A 17,209-nucleotide genomic window follows, 5' to 3' on the forward strand; every position below is an offset into this window, starting at 1 on the left:
ACAATATATTGATGATAAGGTAACTAGTTAAACTAAGACCGCTTTTTAGCGGTTTTTTATTTTTTTTCTTTATAATGATCGGAAATCTGAGTATAGACTTCTTTAACATTATCGAAAGTATCGACCGTCATTTGTAACAAATCCTGACTTGTTTCTAGTTGGTTAATTAAACTCGGTATGTATTTCGCTAAATTAGTCGCTGAGGTCATTAATTCTACTACTTTCGTATTTTCATCATTACATTTTTCTTCAAATTCTGAGTATAAGTTTTTGATATGTTCGATTTCTTCCTTATTCATCATTATAATTACCTCAATTCACATATATTAAGAATTTATATCATCTTTTGTATGTTTTCTATAAAATATCACTTTACTTTCCCAGTTTTGTGTCTTTACGCAATAGAGAAGACGAGTAGAGACCGCCGATTAAGGTAGCCTCTTTTTTAGTGCCTGTACACTTCTGACGCATATCACTCGCCTTTATTGTTCGCGCTCTTTGATTTTCAAAAACGCATCTAGCGCAGCTAACATTTGATAGAACATCCAAGGGTAGTAGATATCTTTATCGTAATCCGTTTTTTGATTTACGCTGTTATGTCGCAACTGGAAGTTATTTAATATATTAAAAATAGCGCTTGTGTCTTCTTTGGAGAGTTTAGTTGTCATTTCAGCTCGTAGAGGTTCCATTATGTTACCAAGACGTATTAATGCGTCTTTTTTATCGTCAAGCGTTGCACCATATTTAAGAAATTCATGTTTAGTTTTATTGATTTCGGTAATGATGTCGGAGTCATCGTATGATTGTTCTAGAAGAAGAGAAAGACCGTCATTAACTAATTCCCGTACATAACCTTCCTTAATTAATTCCCAACCTGTTCCGTAATTATTTAAAATTTTATTTATTCGTTCTCTATACACATCTTTACCTTTAATAGTAGAGAATATATCTTCATCGTTCACATATGCATAAAACATTTCGATTAAAGTGAATACTTCTTCTTCTTTATACCTTACGTCATAATCTACTGGCAATAGTCCTTTAAAACCTGTTTTTGAAAAGCAAAAGACATCCATATTATCTCCACAGATACCTGAATGACGGGTTCCCCAATTATCTACACCACCATAAAATTCAACCAAATACCCTTCATTACGCAATGTGTCGTGGAATAGTACAAATAAATCTCTTAAATCACGTAGATTATGTTTCTTTTTACTTAATAAACCGTTTCGTTCAGCGTAATAATTATCCATATTTATACCCCTTTTTTCATTTCAGTATATTGATAATTTCATAGGGTTATTTTAACATTTTTCTTTTCTTACTGCCAATTCCTTACACCCTTCACCCAAACATCTCATCCAACTTATCCGCCACCTCACGTTGTATTGTCGGCAACACATGACTATATGTATTTAGCGTAGTCTGTATATCCCCTAATTTTATTTTCTTTTCTTCGCGTAAAATCTTCACGCGTCCCCTTCTTCTTTCCTCTTACGTATAAAATCACCAATCATCGCAGTAACAAACGCCAAACCTACCGATAATCCGAATGCAACGCCGAAAGCTGCTACGTATAGATTACCGAATGCCTTCGCTGCCGTCATAAACACGAATGCGAATATAATTAGATACCTCTCTTTACGCTTGTTTCTCATAGTACCGCCTCCTTTCTAACGCCCCTTTTACGCAGTCTCGTCTTAAAGCTCCTTATCGTACTTCTAGCAGAATCAAATGATCGTCTCGTCTTTTTCGATAATGCTCTAGAAATTTCAGCCTCCGTAACCTTATCGTAATTCTCCGCCGTATGTATCATAGTATCTAGCACAATAAAGTCTATTTCCTTTTTGCATATATTTTTGTATAACCTTGCGTAAGTTTCTTCATATGTACTTATATTATAGATCGCTTTTTCTTCCGTAGTATCTGTACAATTCTCTAACGTTTCCAATACGTTAATATCCCCGATCAACGTTAACGCCTCTCGCTCCTTCCCTCTACTTCCGCAATAATGTCGTACACTTTGATATACTAGCCATCTAACTCGATTGTCGAAGTCTCCTCGATCTATATCAAACGATCTAATCGCATACCTTATTTTACGGAAACAATCCTCGATAAAATGCGTTTCATTGTTTATACGATACCAATTGTCTTTGGCTAGCCGTTCGATCAGCAGTATGTAGTGCGCCTCGATCTTCGTTCTATATTTATTATTATCATATATTCCAGTGTAACAATCTCCCACTTCTTTCTTAGCTAAAGTCGCTAATCTGTTTAATGTTGCGTTTATGTCTTCGCCTTTATTGGCGTATTGTCTTATATTAAGTCGTCTTTCCATGCGTAAGTCCTCCGCCTCTTGTAGCGCCCTGTGTCGACCTTCGATATTCAACTCACTTCCGCTAGTGGCGTTTAATATCGAAGTTATGCTATTGACAATCGGTGACGCATCGACTAGCAGAGGTGAGGAAGTCGTAGGAAGCGGGGCGCAGTTTGAACCCCTATTTCGCAAAGATAAAAAAATAACGAAGCATTTAAACTTCGTCAGATTTCGTATATATCAATGCGAATAGAGGTAAAGGCGTTAACAACTAGCGTCGGCTCGTTGTGTGAGGTTTTCAGTAACGCATTCCCCGTCCTTTACGATTTCTCGTAATATCGACTTTCTATACTACAAAACGTCCCATAGTACGTAAATCTTTCGATACACCCTGTTACCGTAGTAACAACGTATTTCCACCCTTGCCGTACAATGCCCGCAATCGGCTAGACCTATACGACGCACGGGGAATGATATGCGTTGATTGTATAGCGCTGAGTTATTTGCGTCGGCTCTAGCTAACCTTTTACGTTTTTATAGCGGCACGGCTTCCGCTTTTTGACTTACCGCATCAATACCTAAAAAAGACATCACTAAAGACACCTTGCAATCCTCGATTTTTTTCGATAGAATGAAGGTAGAAATTCGGACTGATGCGGATTGTCCTGTATTCAGTTTGATTTGTGTATGTTTTGAGTCTCCGATTGCCGTCGGGGACTTTTTATTTACAAGAAATTCCGTAGACTTTCCGCTACTTCATTTTTATCTAAGTGCAGATAACGCGTTGTAACAGATATATCACTATGCCCTAGCGCTTTCGATATCAGCGCGACATTTGCACCTTTCTTTAGAAGATTCTTCGCAAAACCTCTACGTATTGCGTGCGGATTAATATTTTTAAGTCCGTATTCTTTCGCATGTTTAGTCATTCGTTTTGTTATGATGTTATTAGTCGGACTAGTTACAACACTTCCGCCACTCTTCGTAATAAAGAGATAATCATTTTTCGCTTTATACTCTCTGCGAATGATTTCGTTTTGTTTCATAAGAACGTCTAGCAATCGTGCGAGAGCATCGTCAAACGGCAGATATATCGATTCATGATTCTTAATAATACCGCCGTCAATACTTAATACTTTCGCATCTAAATCGACGTGTTTATGTTCTAATTGCGCCAATGTGCCGACACGTATTCCAGTCTGATACATAAGCAGGATAGCGGTGGCATCCCGTAAATCTAAGAATCGTGTTAAATCGAGCACTGATAACAGGATATTAATTTCACGGTCTGTCGCACCTTCTTTAACAGGCGTATCGACTTTTATTTTCACATTCCGCCAAAAGTTAATATCAATCCACCCGTTATCGTGGCAGCGTCCTAGAAACGCCTTTAGACACTTCAAACGGGTTAATTTCGTTTGATTACTAACGTTCATAGACGATAACCACTCGTAAATATGATTAACGTTTAATTCTTCTAAGTATTGCGTATCTGTTATCTTCGTAAAGTGACTAACGTGTAAATAGTAGTCATTTATCGTACGCTCACGTAAGCCAGTCGCCTTCATTTGACGTACAACTATCTCGAGCGCTTTGTCGATTGTTAAATTAAACGTATAACGACCCTCTGCGGTCTCTTTCTTCCGTGGATCACTTTTCAATCTATCGTTAAAAATATTCGATAAGTCTTCACCAATCGTTAAAGAATCACGTCTTTTGGACATAAAAAAATAAGCCCCCTAACTCGTTAGCGACCGCACATTGTACGATTCAACTGACGAATTAGAGAGCTTATATATCGCGGATCTTGACGTCACCGCAAAGGTTTTGTTAGCGTCCCAGGAGAGATTCGAACTCCCGACCGTACGCTTAGAAGGCGTATGCTCTATCCTGCTGAGCTACTGGGACATGGAGCGGGTGAAGAGAATCGAACTCTCGACCAGAGCTTGGAAGGCTCTTGTTTTACCACTAAACTACACCCGCATATGTTATTTTATTTTTCTTCGTTAGCGCCGTTGCCCTATCGACAATATTTATTATATTCATAACCACTTATAAAGTCAACACTTTTTTAAAAGAGGATAATTTTTCTTATCCTCTTTTAAAAATTGCTTGTTCCACCAGCTGTCCGTCTAATGTTTCAAAACGAACTTCTATATGATTTTCATCCATTTCTAATAAAGCGAAAGTTTTTTCCACACGAGAGCGCGGGAGCAAAATACTTCCTGGATTAATAAATAAAATCCCATCAATTAATTCTGCCCCTAATACATGAGAATGTCCAAAGCATGCTACTTGCGCTCCTACTTCTTCTGCATGATACGCTAACGTTTGTAACGTCATTTTCACATTATGACGATGACCGTGTACAACTAAGAAACGAATTCCATCTACATCAGTTACAATTTCATCTTGAAAGTTAGCATAATCACAATTCCCTTTTACAACATGGAAACCTTGCAGCTCTTCGTGAGCAGGCGTTAGCTCTGAATCACCACAATGAATCATGACATCTACTTTCCCTTCGTAATTCTCTTTTAACTGCTGTAATTCCTTCACAGAGCTATGACTATCGCTTACGATTAAAGCTTTCATCAATCTCTCTCCCTTATTCTTCTAAAAACCATTCTGGGATTTTTTCTTCTAATTTACGAAGAGCACGCCCTCGGTGACTAATCGCATTTTTCTCATCTGAGCTTAGCTCCGCCATCGCTTTTTTATATTCTTCTACATAAAAAATCGGATCGTATCCAAAACCATTTTCCCCGCGGCGCTGTTCTAAGATTTTTCCTTCGCACGTTCCGTTTACAATAACCGGCTCTTTATCAGCTTCAGGGAAAGCAACTGCTAGCGCACAGTAAAAACGAGCTGTACGTTTTTCTAAATCGACGTCAGTTAACCCTTGTAACACTTTATCTATATTCGCCTGATCATCTTTCGGCTCTCCAGCAAAACGAGCTGAATATACACCTGGCTTCCCGTTTAAGGCATCTACAATAAGACCAGAGTCATCCGCAATTACGATGGAATTCAACTGTCTACTAAGACTGTCCGCTTTTAAAATTGCGTTTTCTTCAAATGTTTCACCAGTTTCTTCGACTTCTTCAATATGAGGAAAATCGTGTAAAGATTTCACTTCTAAGTCAAATCTCTCAAATAACTCGGCAAACTCACGTACTTTCCCAAGATTTTTCGTCGCTACAACAACTTGCTTCATATTTTCCACCTCTACTCTATATGAGATATGATGTCACCTAACGCTTCTTTTTGCTTTTCAACAAGTTGGAAAATCCCTTGTTCAGCAGCATCAAGTAATTCATTTAATTCAGCTCTGCTAAACGTCGCTTCTTCTCCAGTTCCTTGTACTTCAACAAACTGACCTTTTCCAGTCATAATAACGTTCATATCAACGTCTGCTTTAGAATCTTCAGCATAATTTAAATCTAAAACGACACCTTGTTCTTCAACAACACCTACTGACGTTGCCGCTAAATAATCTTTCACCGGAATTTTAGATACTTTGTCTGCTTGCAATAATTTTTCAAAAGCTAATACCATCGCTACATAAGCACCTGTAATAGAAGCTGTTCTCGTTCCGCCATCCGCTTGAATTACATCACAGTCAATCCAAACCGTTCTTTCGCCAAGCGCTTCTAAATCAACAACCGCACGCAATGCTCGTCCAATTAAACGCTGGATCTCCATTGTGCGCCCTGTTACTTTCCCTTTACTTGACTCCCTGATTGTACGTTGCTCTGTCGCACGTGGAATCATTGAGTACTCTGCTGTTACCCAGCCTTTTCCTTCTCCACGCATAAACGGCGGTACACGCTCTTCAATTGTCGCTGAACAAATTACCTTTGTATCCCCAACTTCAATTAGTACCGATCCCTCTGGATGTTTTAAATAATTTGTATGAATATGTATATGGCGTAGCTCTGCTTGTCCTCTACCATCTACTCGCATAAAAATAACCCCCTCATAAATACTCTTATTAGTATAGCCAAATTAAAATGTACGATATGTATAACAATAAAAGAAGGGGAACTCAAAAAGCAATTCCCCTTTCTTACATAAGTATATCAAATTATTCACGATTAAAAACTACCTGTATTTACGTTTTGTGGACGATCGACAGGTTTTATTAACTTTTCACCTTTCTCATCCGTAAGGTTCGCTTTACCATTTACTTCAATAGAAACATTTTTCACACCTTGTTTTTCCGTTAAAGATAAGACCAACGACTTCAATACGTAATTTGAAATCATACTTTTGTCTTGGTTCACAAATATATTTTCATTAAAGTTTAATGTAATATTTCCGTTCTCCACTTTCGGATTCGTAATAAGCTTAACTCCCGGATTAAAATCATTTAGTAACGAACCGTGAATCGGACCTTTTACAAGCTCATTCACAATTGCCGAGTAATCATTTTCTTTTCCTTCTGCAACACGTCTTGTTACCGGTACGTAATATTGCTGCTTATTATTATTTTGCGCCATAAAGTAAAGTGTAACCGGTTTTGTATTCGTTACATCTGCTACTTGTTCATCATCAAAGTTAATTCCATTCGCACGACTTACACCTTCACCAAGCGGTGTACCCGCAACAGGCATCTTCGCTAACTTTTCACCATTTATTTGGAACTGCACTTGTTTTATTTCTGTAAATTGAGTCAAAGTCCACGCTACTGATTCAATAATTTGACGCTCTTCTTCTTTTGAATAATTTTTCATTTCTTTAGAGAAATCAATTACTGCTGTCCCGCCCTTTTTCAAATTTAAGGTCATCGTTGTATTTGCTGGAAGGACTGCTCGAAATCCATTCGGCAATAAATTTGTGACTGGTCCATCTTTCACAAGATACTCTAACGTTTGCTGTACAACTTCATTCGCTTTCGGAGTAGGCATTGCAATAGTTTGCGGTACGACATATCCATTTTTATCAACGAGGTATAACTCTCTATTTACTGTTTGCCCTTGTTTATCTTTTTTAGCTGTTTCTTTCTTTTCACCTTCTGTATACGTAACTTTTTTTGGCGGATCAATTTGTTCTGTCGCTTTCTCTTGATTTAACAAGCCGCACCCTGATAATAAAATCGCACTCACAGTAGCACCAACAACCCATTTAAAAGTGGATTTAGGCATGCCATTCCCCCCTAAAATCTAAGTTTGTACTATTATGTATACGAGCTGTTTCATATTTTAGAACAAGCTATAGCCACTTACACAGAAAAAACCCCTGATTTCTCAGGAGTTCTCTTATATGAGTCTACTATTATTCTGTTTCTAAATTAATATGCTTCACATTTTCAATCGGCTGACCGAACCACTTTGATGCAATTTCTTTGAACAGGCCTATTTTACCAGTCGTTAAGAAGAGATGATCACTTTGTTCTTCTCCCTCATTTAACATCTTACTATGGTATAAAATCGTGCTTACCTCACGCGCTGTTTCATCACCCGAACTAATTAATTGTACTTGATCCCCCATTACCTTTTTAATAACAGGACCTAAAATCGGATAATGTGTACACCCTAAAATAAGTGTATCAATGTCAGTACTTTTCAACGGTTGCAACGTTTCTCTTACAACTTCATACGCCATTTCACTTTCGAAATTCCCGCTCTCTACAAGCTCAACGAAAGGTGGACACGCTAAACTTTCTACCATAACACGGTTATTAATAGACTTTAGCGCCTCTTCATATGCACCACTTTTTACTGTTCCAATCGTTCCAATAATCCCTACATGATACGTATTTGTCACTTTTAAAGCTGTACGTGACCCTGGATGAATAACTCCAACTACTGGAATTGATAATTGTTTCTGCATTTCTTCTAATACAACCGCCGTTGCTGTATTACACGCAATAACTAACATTTTGATATTTAAATCTAATAAATGCTCCGTCATTTCCCACGTAAATTGACGCACTTCTTCACGAGAACGCGGACCATAAGGGCAACGTGCTGTATCTCCTAAATATATAATACGCTCTTTCGGCAACTGACGAATTAATTCCTTCGCTACTGTTAAACCGCCCACTCCTGAATCAATAACACCGATCGCTCTATTCAACTTAATCACCCGTTTTCTCATTCGTCATCTTATTTTATCCCGCTATTAACGGGCAGTAAAACTCCCACCTCAAAATTCGGCTGCAGCAAAGACGTTAGGTGGGAGATCCACTGCCCGTAAACGCCCGATTGGTGAAGGCTAATAATCAGTGGGGGATGAACAAAACCCCCACTGATTAAAGTTTCACTTTATGTTTATCAGTATATTTTACACACTTTAAGTTCGCTAACTTAAAGTGCCCCTGTATAAAAATTTTCATTTGTACCTGTATAGATCAGGACCTTTTTTATTTTGCTCCTTTTTTTCATAATTTGCAAGACAGAAAAATAACCGACCTTCTATATTAATATCTTCATTCATACTTTCTTCATCGTGCTATCTTTTTCTGAAAAGAAGACATTCCAATTAACAAGAAAAAGTGAGCTGAAATTAAAGCTACAATCATATATAGCATGAAACAAACAGGAAAATAGCCAACTCCTTGTATAAGAGTCGGCTATTTTTCTTATCGTTTGAGCATGCCAAGAAGCTCACCTACTACTTGCGCATGCTATAGTTCTTATCTCCAACGCCACGCAATCGTTGCATCTTCCATATGAATAGCAGGAATATTAATCCCTAAATATCGTCGCTCACCCTCATCAAAAACGGACCAATTTTCGTCATCTAGAAATTCACGGTCTATGCTTTCAACATCAAACGTACTATCTTCATCTACCATCTCGCGAAAATAGTTTTGAAATGGTTTACTATTCTCGTATAAACGAATTGTTCCATACATCCATGGCATTTCTCCAAAAACATCTTTAATTTCGCCTATCTCCATATCCTTAAAATACAATTTCATATTTGCACCTTCTTATTCATGAATGATAAAGATATCTATCTTGAATACCTTATCACGTTATAAAATAGTTATTTTTAACGCCTTTTCGAGCATTTTACCGAAATCATTATATGTTTCCATCACTGTACCTGATGGTTTATCCAACTCTAAATATGTACCGTCAGATAAGTTTTTACCAAACCACGCAATAAAGGGTTCTTCCTTCGAACATATCTTCTATCTCCAAATCTGAAATACCTGCTTTTTAAGTTCAAGAACCTTTTCCACTTCAATGGTTCACTTCAAAATATAAACAGAAAAATAGCCGACTCCTTATATAAAAGTCGGCTTCTTCTATTATAGTTCGAGCTCTCCCATGCGAAGAAGCTCAACAACTGCTTGTGAACGTCCTTTAACCCCTAGCTTTTGCATTGCGTTAGATATGTGGTTGCGAACTGTTTTTTCACTTATAAAAAGTTCACCTGCAATTTCCTTCGTTGTTTTATCTTGAACGAGTAATTCAAATACTTCTCTTTCTCTCTTTGTGAGTAACGGTTTAGATTGATACGCTTTTTCCTTCAACTGGTATAACCCTCCTTGCTTAAGCCAGAGCTGTATATGTGTAAGTTGGGTGTTTATTTAGTCAAGATATTGTATGAACGAAATGTGCAGGTGGTGAATGAAAATGGGCTTTATTTCTTATGTTATTTTAGACTTTTATACAGTGCGCACACTCTTTTTATCCACTTATTTTCCAGTACGCCATATTTGTTCCAGCAATATACTTACAACAGTACCTACAAACAAACCATTACCAAATATATATTGCATAACAGAAGGCAATGATTGAAGTGCTCCAGACGGTAAAAACATAATGCCGCAGCCAAACAATACCGCAACTCCTAAGATCGTTACATTCCGTTCGCTAAGTGGCACTTGTTTTATATTATGAAATCCAATCCCAATAAGCTGCACGAACGAGGCCATTAATACCGCAGATGCGACCGCGGATGGCAGAGAGGCTAAGTAGCGGATAATACTTGGAAATAGCGACATAATGACTAATAGTACACATGCAAATAAGAATGAACGCATGTACTTTTGATTTGTTAAACGTATGAAACCTGCCGTTGCTGGTAATGGAACGACACCTACAGTTGAAAATACGGAGGAAATTATATGCGAAATCCCTCCGATCCACGTACCATCCTTCAACTGTTTTTGTTCAATAGCCGCTTTATGAATGGTAGCTTGATTAATCGCTATAATAGCTGCCACTGTATTTGAAACTAAAATACATACCATAACGAAACTTGATACAGCCATACCTGTATTCCATTTTGGAAGTCCCCAAGCAAATATATGTGGCAGTTGCACAAAATGAGTTACTTGAGATGGAATCGTCACTTTTCCTGCAATCAAAAAAATAATCCACCCACTAATTAGTCCTATTAAAACCGCATAACTTTTAACAAAACCTTTTCCAAAATTGGAGAGTATGACCACGAACAAAAAGATGCCAAAAGCGATCAACGCTGTAAATCCATCGATTTGAGAAACAGTAGCTGTAATTCCTAACATCCCTTTTAAAAACACACCACTTAATTGCAAACATAATAGAAGCAAGAAAGTCCCTGTAACGAGCGGCGTAAATAAAAATAAAATACGTTCTATAAAACCAGTTAGCCCTAATCCTATTAAAATAACTCCGGCAACCATCATCCCTAATTCTAAAATTTGCAACGTACTATGTAATTGATCTTGCCCTACAGTTGCATAAGCTAGTACGGTAAATACACCAACCCAAGATCCAGCTGGTCCATCAGCAATCGGAAGTTTATGTCCAATCCATCCTTGTAAAAAAGAAGATATACCAACTACGAAAAACGTACGCTGCATTAAATAAAATACTTCTTCCGTCGTAAGATGAAATAATCCACCAACGACAATTGGTAGCGCGATTGAATTTGCTAATAAAAAAATAAACCATTGCAAAGTTCCCATAATATGATTTTGATTATGTTGATTGTCCAAACTTTTCATCCCTTCTAGCTTTCCTATAAGGAAGTATAGCGTTATCCTGTTTCTACTGAATACAAAAGAAGAGTTCTATTTTCACAATTAGAACCCTTCTAAAAACATCTAAACGATTCCTCTATACAAGATTATCAGATTTCACTTGATCTAAATCCCCTATAACAACATTCCCTTTATACATAACTACACTCTTCTCTGTTTGACGAGCCACTGCTTCCGCGGCGCATGTTGCATTCGTCAAGACAAAACTTGCCTCATCCCCTACATTCGGCCATACTCGTTTCCCTTCATTATTTAACGTTTCTTTCCCTCCAGTAATAAAACGAAGAGCTTTCCCTAAAGACCTTTCATCACTCCAACCAAATCGTTCTGCCAATCGATTTGCCTTTTGAAGCATATCACCTGTGCCGAACGGAGACCAATGATCTGTAATACTATCATTTCCTAATGAAACTTTAACACCTTTTTTATCTAGTAACGGAATTGGGATTACTTGTTTACCGATTGGAACGGTTGAAGTGATATCAATCTTTAATGCTGCTAGTCTTTCTGCCACTTCTTCAGCTTCTTTATCAGTAACACCACCAAGTCCAAGCGCATGACTAATTGTTACACGACCTTGCCATCCTGCTTCTTCCGTTAGGCTTGCCAATCTCTTCATTGTAAACGTTCCAAGATTATTCGCATCGTGCAAATGAATATCAACATCCGCATTAAACTCTACCGCAATGTCTATAATCGTATGTAATGATTTTTCAATATCATTATCTACTGTAGCTGGGTCCACTCCGCCAACTAATTGTGCGCCCATACGCATCGCATCCTTCACAAGTTGCATAGAATTACTGCGCAATAATCCATGTTGCGGAAAAGCAACTATTCTACCAGACAACCGATCTTTATATGTTTCTAAAGCCGCTAACGTCGCCTCTAAATTACGAAGTCCAATAACCGGATCCACATTACAATGCGTTCTAATATTTGTTGCGCCATTTCGAAGCAATAACTCTAGCATATTTTCCGCCCTGTCTTGAGCAGTTGCTAATTGCTTTGGTAAAATCGTTTTTTCTTCGTTAAAACGTGTAAAAATATTTTCTGCTGGCATACAAGCTTTCCAAGGCCCACTATAATATGTTTTATCAATATGAATATGCATCTCTTCAAAAGCTGGTAAAACTAATAAACGATTAGCATCAAAAGTTAACGTTTCTTCCTCTTGGGCGATTCCCGATATAATTCTTTTAATTCTTCCATCTTCAATAAGAAGACTGCATATCTCAGTTTCCGTTTGTGAAATTTTCGCTTCTTCATATGTATAACCTGTTTCAAGCTTTACATTAGTCAACCAATACAATGTCATTACTATTTCCCCACCTTATAATAGAAAATACGTCACACCCTCATTTTCATTTTAATACCGACTGAAAATTAAGACAATTAATACGCTATATTGTCCCTTCACAAAAAAATGTAATATAACCTAATGGTCTTCTCATAAATTTCCATATAGAATAAAAGTACACTGTATCACTCATACATAACAGCGGTGATATGAAAAGGAGAGGATCATAATATGTCGAAGAGGTTATATAAATCCGAAACTGACAAAATGTTATTTGGTATATGCGGTGGTTTAGGAGAATATTTTGATATTAGTTCTACTCTCATTCGTATTATTTGGGTCATTGCTATTTTATGTTTTGGAACGGGTTTTTTAGTTTATCTCATTTGTTTATTACTCATGCCACGTTCTTACTAATATTATCCTGATTAGCAATACTCCTTTCACTATACTTAAGCAGAACATACAAATTGAAAAAACGCCTATAGAATCTTTTTCTATAGGCGTTTTTTCATGAAGAATATTTCATCGTTAAATGTAATACCGCCACTTCATCCTCTTCATTTTTATAACTATGTTTCTTATTCGCTTCAAATTGAATGGAATCAAACTCATCTAGCACGTACACATCGTTCTCCACTTGAATAGAAACTTTCCCTTTCATTACTGTTACAAGCTCAATTGCTCCTTCATGATGAGCTTCAGGTTCATATATACTATTCGCTCTTAAACAAGCTCGGTGCATTTCCATACCCGTTTCTTTCGTATACCGGAACATTGTTTCTAAGTGCCACGCTTGTCCTACATCTACTGCAAAGCCTTCTCCGCAGCGCGCAACAGCTACAGGCTCTCCAACAACCATCAATCTCGATAAAGGGATTGATAACCCTTTCGTAATTTTCCAAATGACAGCTAATGTTGGATTCGTTTCACCTCTTTCGATCTTTCCTAGCGTTAATTTACTAACACCTGTCTTTTGGGCTAAATCTTCTAAACTTAATTTTTGTTCATTTCGAATTTGTCTTAATAACTGACCTACTTGCTGAATTACTTCTTTTGTTTGCATATCTTCATTTTCTTTCATATATAAAAACCACCTTAAAATATAAAATAGTTTACTTTTATTATCTTTAAGTATATTATACTATACATAAATACTCAATCCCGAAAGGAGTGCCATACTTCATGCGCGCAATATTACTAGGTCTTTTATCATCGGCCTTTTTTTCTGCAACCTTTATTATTAACAGAGCAATGAATGTATCTGGAACAAGCTGGGCTTGGACTGCTTCCTTCCGTTTTCTATTTGCTCTCCCTATTTTATTCCTTATCGTTTTATTTCGCAAAAACTTAGGAGTTTTATGGGAAGAATTAAAAAAACATCCATTTGTATGGATCGGGTGGGGCTCGGTCGCTGGCATCGGCTTCTATTCTTTATTAAGTTTCGCAGCTGTTTTTTCTCCAGCTTGGCTCGTTGCTGGAACTTGGCAAGTTACGATATTAGCAGGTTTACTTTTATCACCATTATTTTTCGTTAAAATAGAAACGAAATCAGGTACAAAACTTGTACGTGGAAAAATTCCACTTCGCAGTTTATATGTAGCATTATTTATTTTACTTGGTGTAATTTGTATGCAAGCGACTGCAGCAGGTCATATTACAATGACTCAGTTCATCTCGGGATTTTTACCTGTCGTATTAGCAGCTTTCTTATATCCGTTCGGTAACCGAAAAATGATGGAACTTGTTGGCGGGCGTCTTGATACATTCCAACGTGTATTAGGAATGGCAATCGGAAGTCTCCCTATTACAATTCTACTTGCTATATATGGATTTTCCACTACTGGTATTCCATCGTCAAGTCAAATGCTTCAAGGGTTTTTGTTAGCATTATGTTCCGGAGTTATTGCGACGATGACATTTTTCTTTGCTACTGACTTAGCAAAAGACAATCTCGCTTTACTTGGGGCTGTTGAAGCAACACAAGCTGGAACGATGGTCTTTACTGTACTTGGTGAGATTATTTTCTTAAATGGTTCATTCCCTAGTGGTCTGCCACTGATTGGGATGATGATTATAATGTTAGGAATGATCGTAAATAGTGTTTTAAACCGCTCTGTTCCAGTCATTAAACAAAAAAAATCAGCATAAAAATAGATATGGTTCTTCTTCATAGAACCATATCTATTTTTATTGTCTCCCTATTTCGCCTTATCAGAATAGTATTTCATTAGCTATTTATACTAAAACCTATGTTATAATACGTTTCATGTGCATTATTAGGAGGTAAATTATGTTAAAAAAAGCAATTGCTGAATTTATTGGTACATTTGTACTTGTATTATTCGGAACTGGAGTAGCTGTCATTGGTGGCGGAATTGAAGGAATTGGAACATTAGGTATCGCTATGGCTTTCGGATTATCTATCGTGGCTATGGCATATAGCATTGGAACAATTTCTGGATGTCATATTAACCCAGCAGTATCAATCGCTATGTTCATTAACAAAAGAATGAACGCTATGGAACTTAGCTATTATTTATTAGCTCAAATTTTAGGTGGTTTATTAGGAACTGCAACGTTAGTAACAATTTTACGATCTGCTAAATTACCTTTAGATAATTTAGGACAAAATAGTTTTGGAACTCTTGGTTTATCTGGAGCATTTTTAGTTGAATTCATTTTAACTTTCGTATTTGTTTTAGTTATCGTTGCTGTAACAGGTAAAAAGGGAAGTTCTTCTTTAGCTGGATTAGTAATTGGTTTCACATTAGTATTAATTCACTTATTAGGTATTCCGTTAACTGGAACATCTGTTAACCCAGCTCGTAGTATCGCACCAGCTCTATTCGCTGGCGGAGAAGCAATTTCTCAACTATGGGTGTTCATCGTTGCTCCAATTCTTGGTGGTATCGTAGCAGCTGTTGTAGGAAAGTTTATTTTAAATACTGAAAAATAGAATTTTCAATATTTCCGAATAAAAAAAGGCGAGCCCTCATCATGAGGAAGCTCGCTTTTTTATTCTTTAATTTTCGACTTTAAATTTGTAACTAACTGCTGCACCGTTACATTTGCAAGTACGTTTTCCATCGCTTCTTGCGATTGTATTAAAACAATCTCTAACACCGATTGAATATTAGCTCCTACTGGACATTCAATGTTGGGATTTTCATGGAAAGAAAATAGATGTCCTTCTTCTACAACTTCCACAGCTTTATATACATCAAGCAATGTAATTTCATCTAAATCACGAGCAAGTGTCGTACCACCTTTACCAGCTTGTACATCAACAAGTCCTGCTCTCTTCAACATTCCTGTAATGCGACGAATCACAACTGGATTTGTATTCACACTACCAGCAATCCATTCAGAGGTACAGCGAGAGTTTCGATCTATTGCAAGTAACGTTAACATATGAACACCTACTGTAAAACGACTACTAATTCCCATCTGCACACCCTCCTTTTTATTCATTCTATTAAAAGACGACTCTTGTTATTATATACTATTTTTAATTTATACATAAAGAAAAAGCATGATTCCACTATAAAATCATGCTTTTCTCCCATTATTGACGCTTTATAAATTTCGCTAAATCTTTAAACTTCACTTTGTCGGAGTAATTCATTACACCGTTTACGTAAATGCGGCTTGTAACAGCACTTAATATACCGATTGTCGCTAAAAGACCCGCCAATGTTATCGTAATTTCTAACATACCAGCTTCACCAGCTACAAAGCGTGAGAATGTAACCATCGGGGTGAAGAACGGAACATAAGAGCTTATAACAACAATAGTACTATTTGGGTCACCTAACGATTTAAGACTTATAAAGAATGCTGCAATTATTAAAATTGACACCGGTAGCATTACACCTTGCAAATCCTCAGTCTTAGAAACAACCGCACCAGCAGCTGCATACATCATCGCATACAGGAAATACCCTGTAACAAAATAAATTAGGAACATACCGATAACTTTTGCATCTAACTTTGTAACATCAATTACGCCAAATAATGAACCATTTTCTAAATCTACCCACCCTAGTAAATAAGGAACTAAATAACCACATGCCAATATGACAAGTTGTAATAACGCCGTTGAAACAACCGCTAAAATTTTTGCATACATCATCGTAAGAGGTTTTACTTTCGGAATCATAACTTCCATAACGCGAGAAGCTTTTTCAGAAGCAATATTCATCGCAATTGTGCTTCCGAACGCAACAATAAACATATATAAAGCGAATATAAAGAAATATGCAACTCCGGCAGAGGCAGAACGATCTTTTATTGCTTCTTGTTTCACAGAAATTTCCGTTTGTAATTGTTGTGCAATTTCCGGTGAAACATTATGTTTAGCAACCGTTACCGCCATATATTGTCCCTTTAAATAACTAGCTATAATAGTAGAAGTTGTTTCACTGGCGAACCCATTAAACATATACGTGACTTCTGGAACTCCATTCTTTTCAGTTACACGAAACAAACCGTCTAACTCGCCTTCTTCTACTTGTTTATGTAGTTTATTAAAATCTTCTTTTGAACCAATTGTTAGTTTAGCTGATGGTAATAATTTATTTAACTCTTCTTTTTGTAT

General features: G+C 37.0%; 20 protein-coding genes, 2 tRNA genes and 2 pseudogenes. 3 read left to right on the forward strand and 21 right to left on the reverse strand.

The features are described 5' to 3' along the window. Window positions 1–56: 56 nt before the first annotated feature. From AB3X48_RS08890 to AB3X48_RS08975, 18 genes and pseudogenes are all read right to left on the reverse strand, one after another. Window positions 57–302 (reverse strand): hypothetical protein, encoded by a 246-nt coding sequence (locus tag AB3X48_RS08890; protein ID WP_367959303.1) that lies wholly within the window; start codon window positions 300–302, stop codon window positions 57–59. 180 nt (window positions 303–482) lie between these two features. Next, entirely contained in the window at window positions 483–1,256 is a 774-nt protein-coding gene (locus AB3X48_RS08895; protein WP_328034085.1) for a hypothetical protein, read from the reverse strand. Between the two features lie 91 nt (window positions 1,257–1,347). Beyond that, window positions 1,348–1,440, reverse strand: a pseudogene (locus tag AB3X48_RS08900) (tyrosine-type recombinase/integrase); the annotation flags it as partial. Window positions 1,441–1,472: 32 nt separating this feature from the next. Further along, complete coding sequence (locus AB3X48_RS08905; protein ID WP_367959307.1) at window positions 1,473–1,661, reverse strand: hypothetical protein; 189 nt, start codon at window positions 1,659–1,661, stop codon at window positions 1,473–1,475. After that, the gene (locus AB3X48_RS08910) at window positions 1,658–2,344 is read right to left on the reverse strand and encodes a hypothetical protein (protein ID WP_367959309.1); all 687 of its coding nucleotides are present in this window, start codon (window positions 2,342–2,344) and stop codon (window positions 1,658–1,660) included. The genes AB3X48_RS08905 and AB3X48_RS08910 overlap by 4 nt, the downstream gene beginning before the upstream one ends. Before the next feature lie 704 nt (window positions 2,345–3,048). Beyond that, window positions 3,049–4,047: a tyrosine-type recombinase/integrase gene (locus AB3X48_RS08915; RefSeq protein ID WP_367959311.1), complete on the reverse strand. Its 999-nt coding sequence runs from the start codon at window positions 4,045–4,047 to the stop codon at window positions 3,049–3,051. Window positions 4,048–4,157: 110 nt separating this feature from the next. Then, window positions 4,158–4,231 (reverse strand) — tRNA-Arg (locus tag AB3X48_RS08920). 1 nt (window position 4,232) lies between these two features. Beyond that, window positions 4,233–4,306 (reverse strand) — tRNA-Gly (locus AB3X48_RS08925). A 108-nt stretch (window positions 4,307–4,414) separates the two neighbouring features. Then, window positions 4,415–4,918, reverse strand: coding sequence for a metallophosphoesterase (locus tag AB3X48_RS08930; protein ID WP_070145014.1), 504 nt, complete (start codon window positions 4,916–4,918; stop codon window positions 4,415–4,417). 13 nt (window positions 4,919–4,931) lie between these two features. After that, entirely contained in the window at window positions 4,932–5,540 is a 609-nt protein-coding gene (locus tag AB3X48_RS08935) for an XTP/dITP diphosphatase (protein WP_061674627.1), read from the reverse strand. An 11-nt stretch (window positions 5,541–5,551) separates the two neighbouring features. Beyond that, window positions 5,552–6,289, reverse strand: coding sequence for a ribonuclease PH (gene rph, locus AB3X48_RS08940; RefSeq protein ID WP_367959314.1), 738 nt, complete (start codon window positions 6,287–6,289; stop codon window positions 5,552–5,554). A 131-nt stretch (window positions 6,290–6,420) separates the two neighbouring features. Beyond that, on the reverse strand, window positions 6,421–7,470 hold the full coding sequence (locus tag AB3X48_RS08945; RefSeq protein ID WP_078179620.1) for a GerMN domain-containing protein: 1,050 nt from the start codon (window positions 7,468–7,470) through the stop codon (window positions 6,421–6,423). Between the two features lie 130 nt (window positions 7,471–7,600). Next, window positions 7,601–8,413 (reverse strand): glutamate racemase, encoded by an 813-nt coding sequence (gene racE, locus AB3X48_RS08950; protein WP_016106274.1) that lies wholly within the window; start codon window positions 8,411–8,413, stop codon window positions 7,601–7,603. 550 nt (window positions 8,414–8,963) lie between these two features. After that, window positions 8,964–9,251, reverse strand: a complete 288-nt coding sequence (locus AB3X48_RS08955) for a hypothetical protein (RefSeq protein WP_199659362.1) — start codon at window positions 9,249–9,251, stop codon at window positions 8,964–8,966. A gap of 57 nt (window positions 9,252–9,308) precedes the next feature. Further along, window positions 9,309–9,440, reverse strand: a pseudogene (locus AB3X48_RS08960) (YrhA family protein); the annotation flags it as partial. 147 nt (window positions 9,441–9,587) lie between these two features. Continuing rightward, window positions 9,588–9,812 carry a spore germination transcription factor GerE gene (gene gerE / locus AB3X48_RS08965; protein ID WP_000659484.1) on the reverse strand — a complete coding sequence of 75 codons (225 nt, stop codon included), beginning with the start codon at window positions 9,810–9,812 and terminating at the stop codon, window positions 9,588–9,590. 165 nt (window positions 9,813–9,977) lie between these two features. Beyond that, entirely contained in the window at window positions 9,978–11,273 is a 1,296-nt protein-coding gene (locus tag AB3X48_RS08970) for a purine/pyrimidine permease (protein WP_016106276.1), read from the reverse strand. A 112-nt stretch (window positions 11,274–11,385) separates the two neighbouring features. Continuing rightward, window positions 11,386–12,627, reverse strand: a complete 1,242-nt coding sequence (locus AB3X48_RS08975; protein ID WP_016106277.1) for an amidohydrolase family protein — start codon at window positions 12,625–12,627, stop codon at window positions 11,386–11,388. Between the two features lie 213 nt (window positions 12,628–12,840). On the opposite strand from AB3X48_RS08975, the gene AB3X48_RS08980 reads away from it, so the two are divergent. Further along, window positions 12,841–13,026, forward strand: coding sequence for a PspC domain-containing protein (locus tag AB3X48_RS08980; RefSeq protein WP_002112091.1), 186 nt, complete (start codon window positions 12,841–12,843; stop codon window positions 13,024–13,026). 94 nt (window positions 13,027–13,120) lie between these two features. Here AB3X48_RS08980 and AB3X48_RS08985 read toward each other — a convergent pair whose 3' ends face one another. Further along, complete coding sequence (locus tag AB3X48_RS08985; protein WP_016106278.1) at window positions 13,121–13,693, reverse strand: helix-turn-helix domain-containing protein; 573 nt, start codon at window positions 13,691–13,693, stop codon at window positions 13,121–13,123. A 101-nt stretch (window positions 13,694–13,794) separates the two neighbouring features. Here AB3X48_RS08985 and AB3X48_RS08990 point away from each other — a divergent pair, with 101 nt between their 5' ends. Both AB3X48_RS08990 and AB3X48_RS08995 read left to right on the forward strand, forming a co-directional pair. Beyond that, window positions 13,795–14,760, forward strand: coding sequence for a DMT family transporter (locus AB3X48_RS08990; RefSeq protein ID WP_016106279.1), 966 nt, complete (start codon window positions 13,795–13,797; stop codon window positions 14,758–14,760). A gap of 142 nt (window positions 14,761–14,902) precedes the next feature. After that, window positions 14,903–15,568: an MIP/aquaporin family protein gene (locus AB3X48_RS08995; RefSeq protein WP_002015331.1), complete on the forward strand. Its 666-nt coding sequence runs from the start codon at window positions 14,903–14,905 to the stop codon at window positions 15,566–15,568. Window positions 15,569–15,627: 59 nt separating this feature from the next. On the opposite strand, the gene AB3X48_RS09000 is transcribed toward AB3X48_RS08995, so the two are convergent. After that, a complete protein-coding gene (locus tag AB3X48_RS09000; RefSeq protein WP_002112095.1) occupies window positions 15,628–16,059 on the reverse strand; it encodes an Rrf2 family transcriptional regulator in 432 nt (143 codons plus the stop codon). Window positions 16,060–16,177: 118 nt separating this feature from the next. Next, a partial coding sequence (locus AB3X48_RS09005; RefSeq protein WP_367959320.1) for an ABC transporter permease occupies window positions 16,178–17,209 on the reverse strand: 1,032 nt, incomplete at its 5' end.

Origin of the sequence: Bacillus sp. S4 (assembly GCF_040838205.1) — a bacterium.
Taxonomy (GTDB): Bacteria; Bacillota; Bacilli; order Bacillales; family Bacillaceae_G; genus Bacillus_A; species Bacillus_A cereus_U.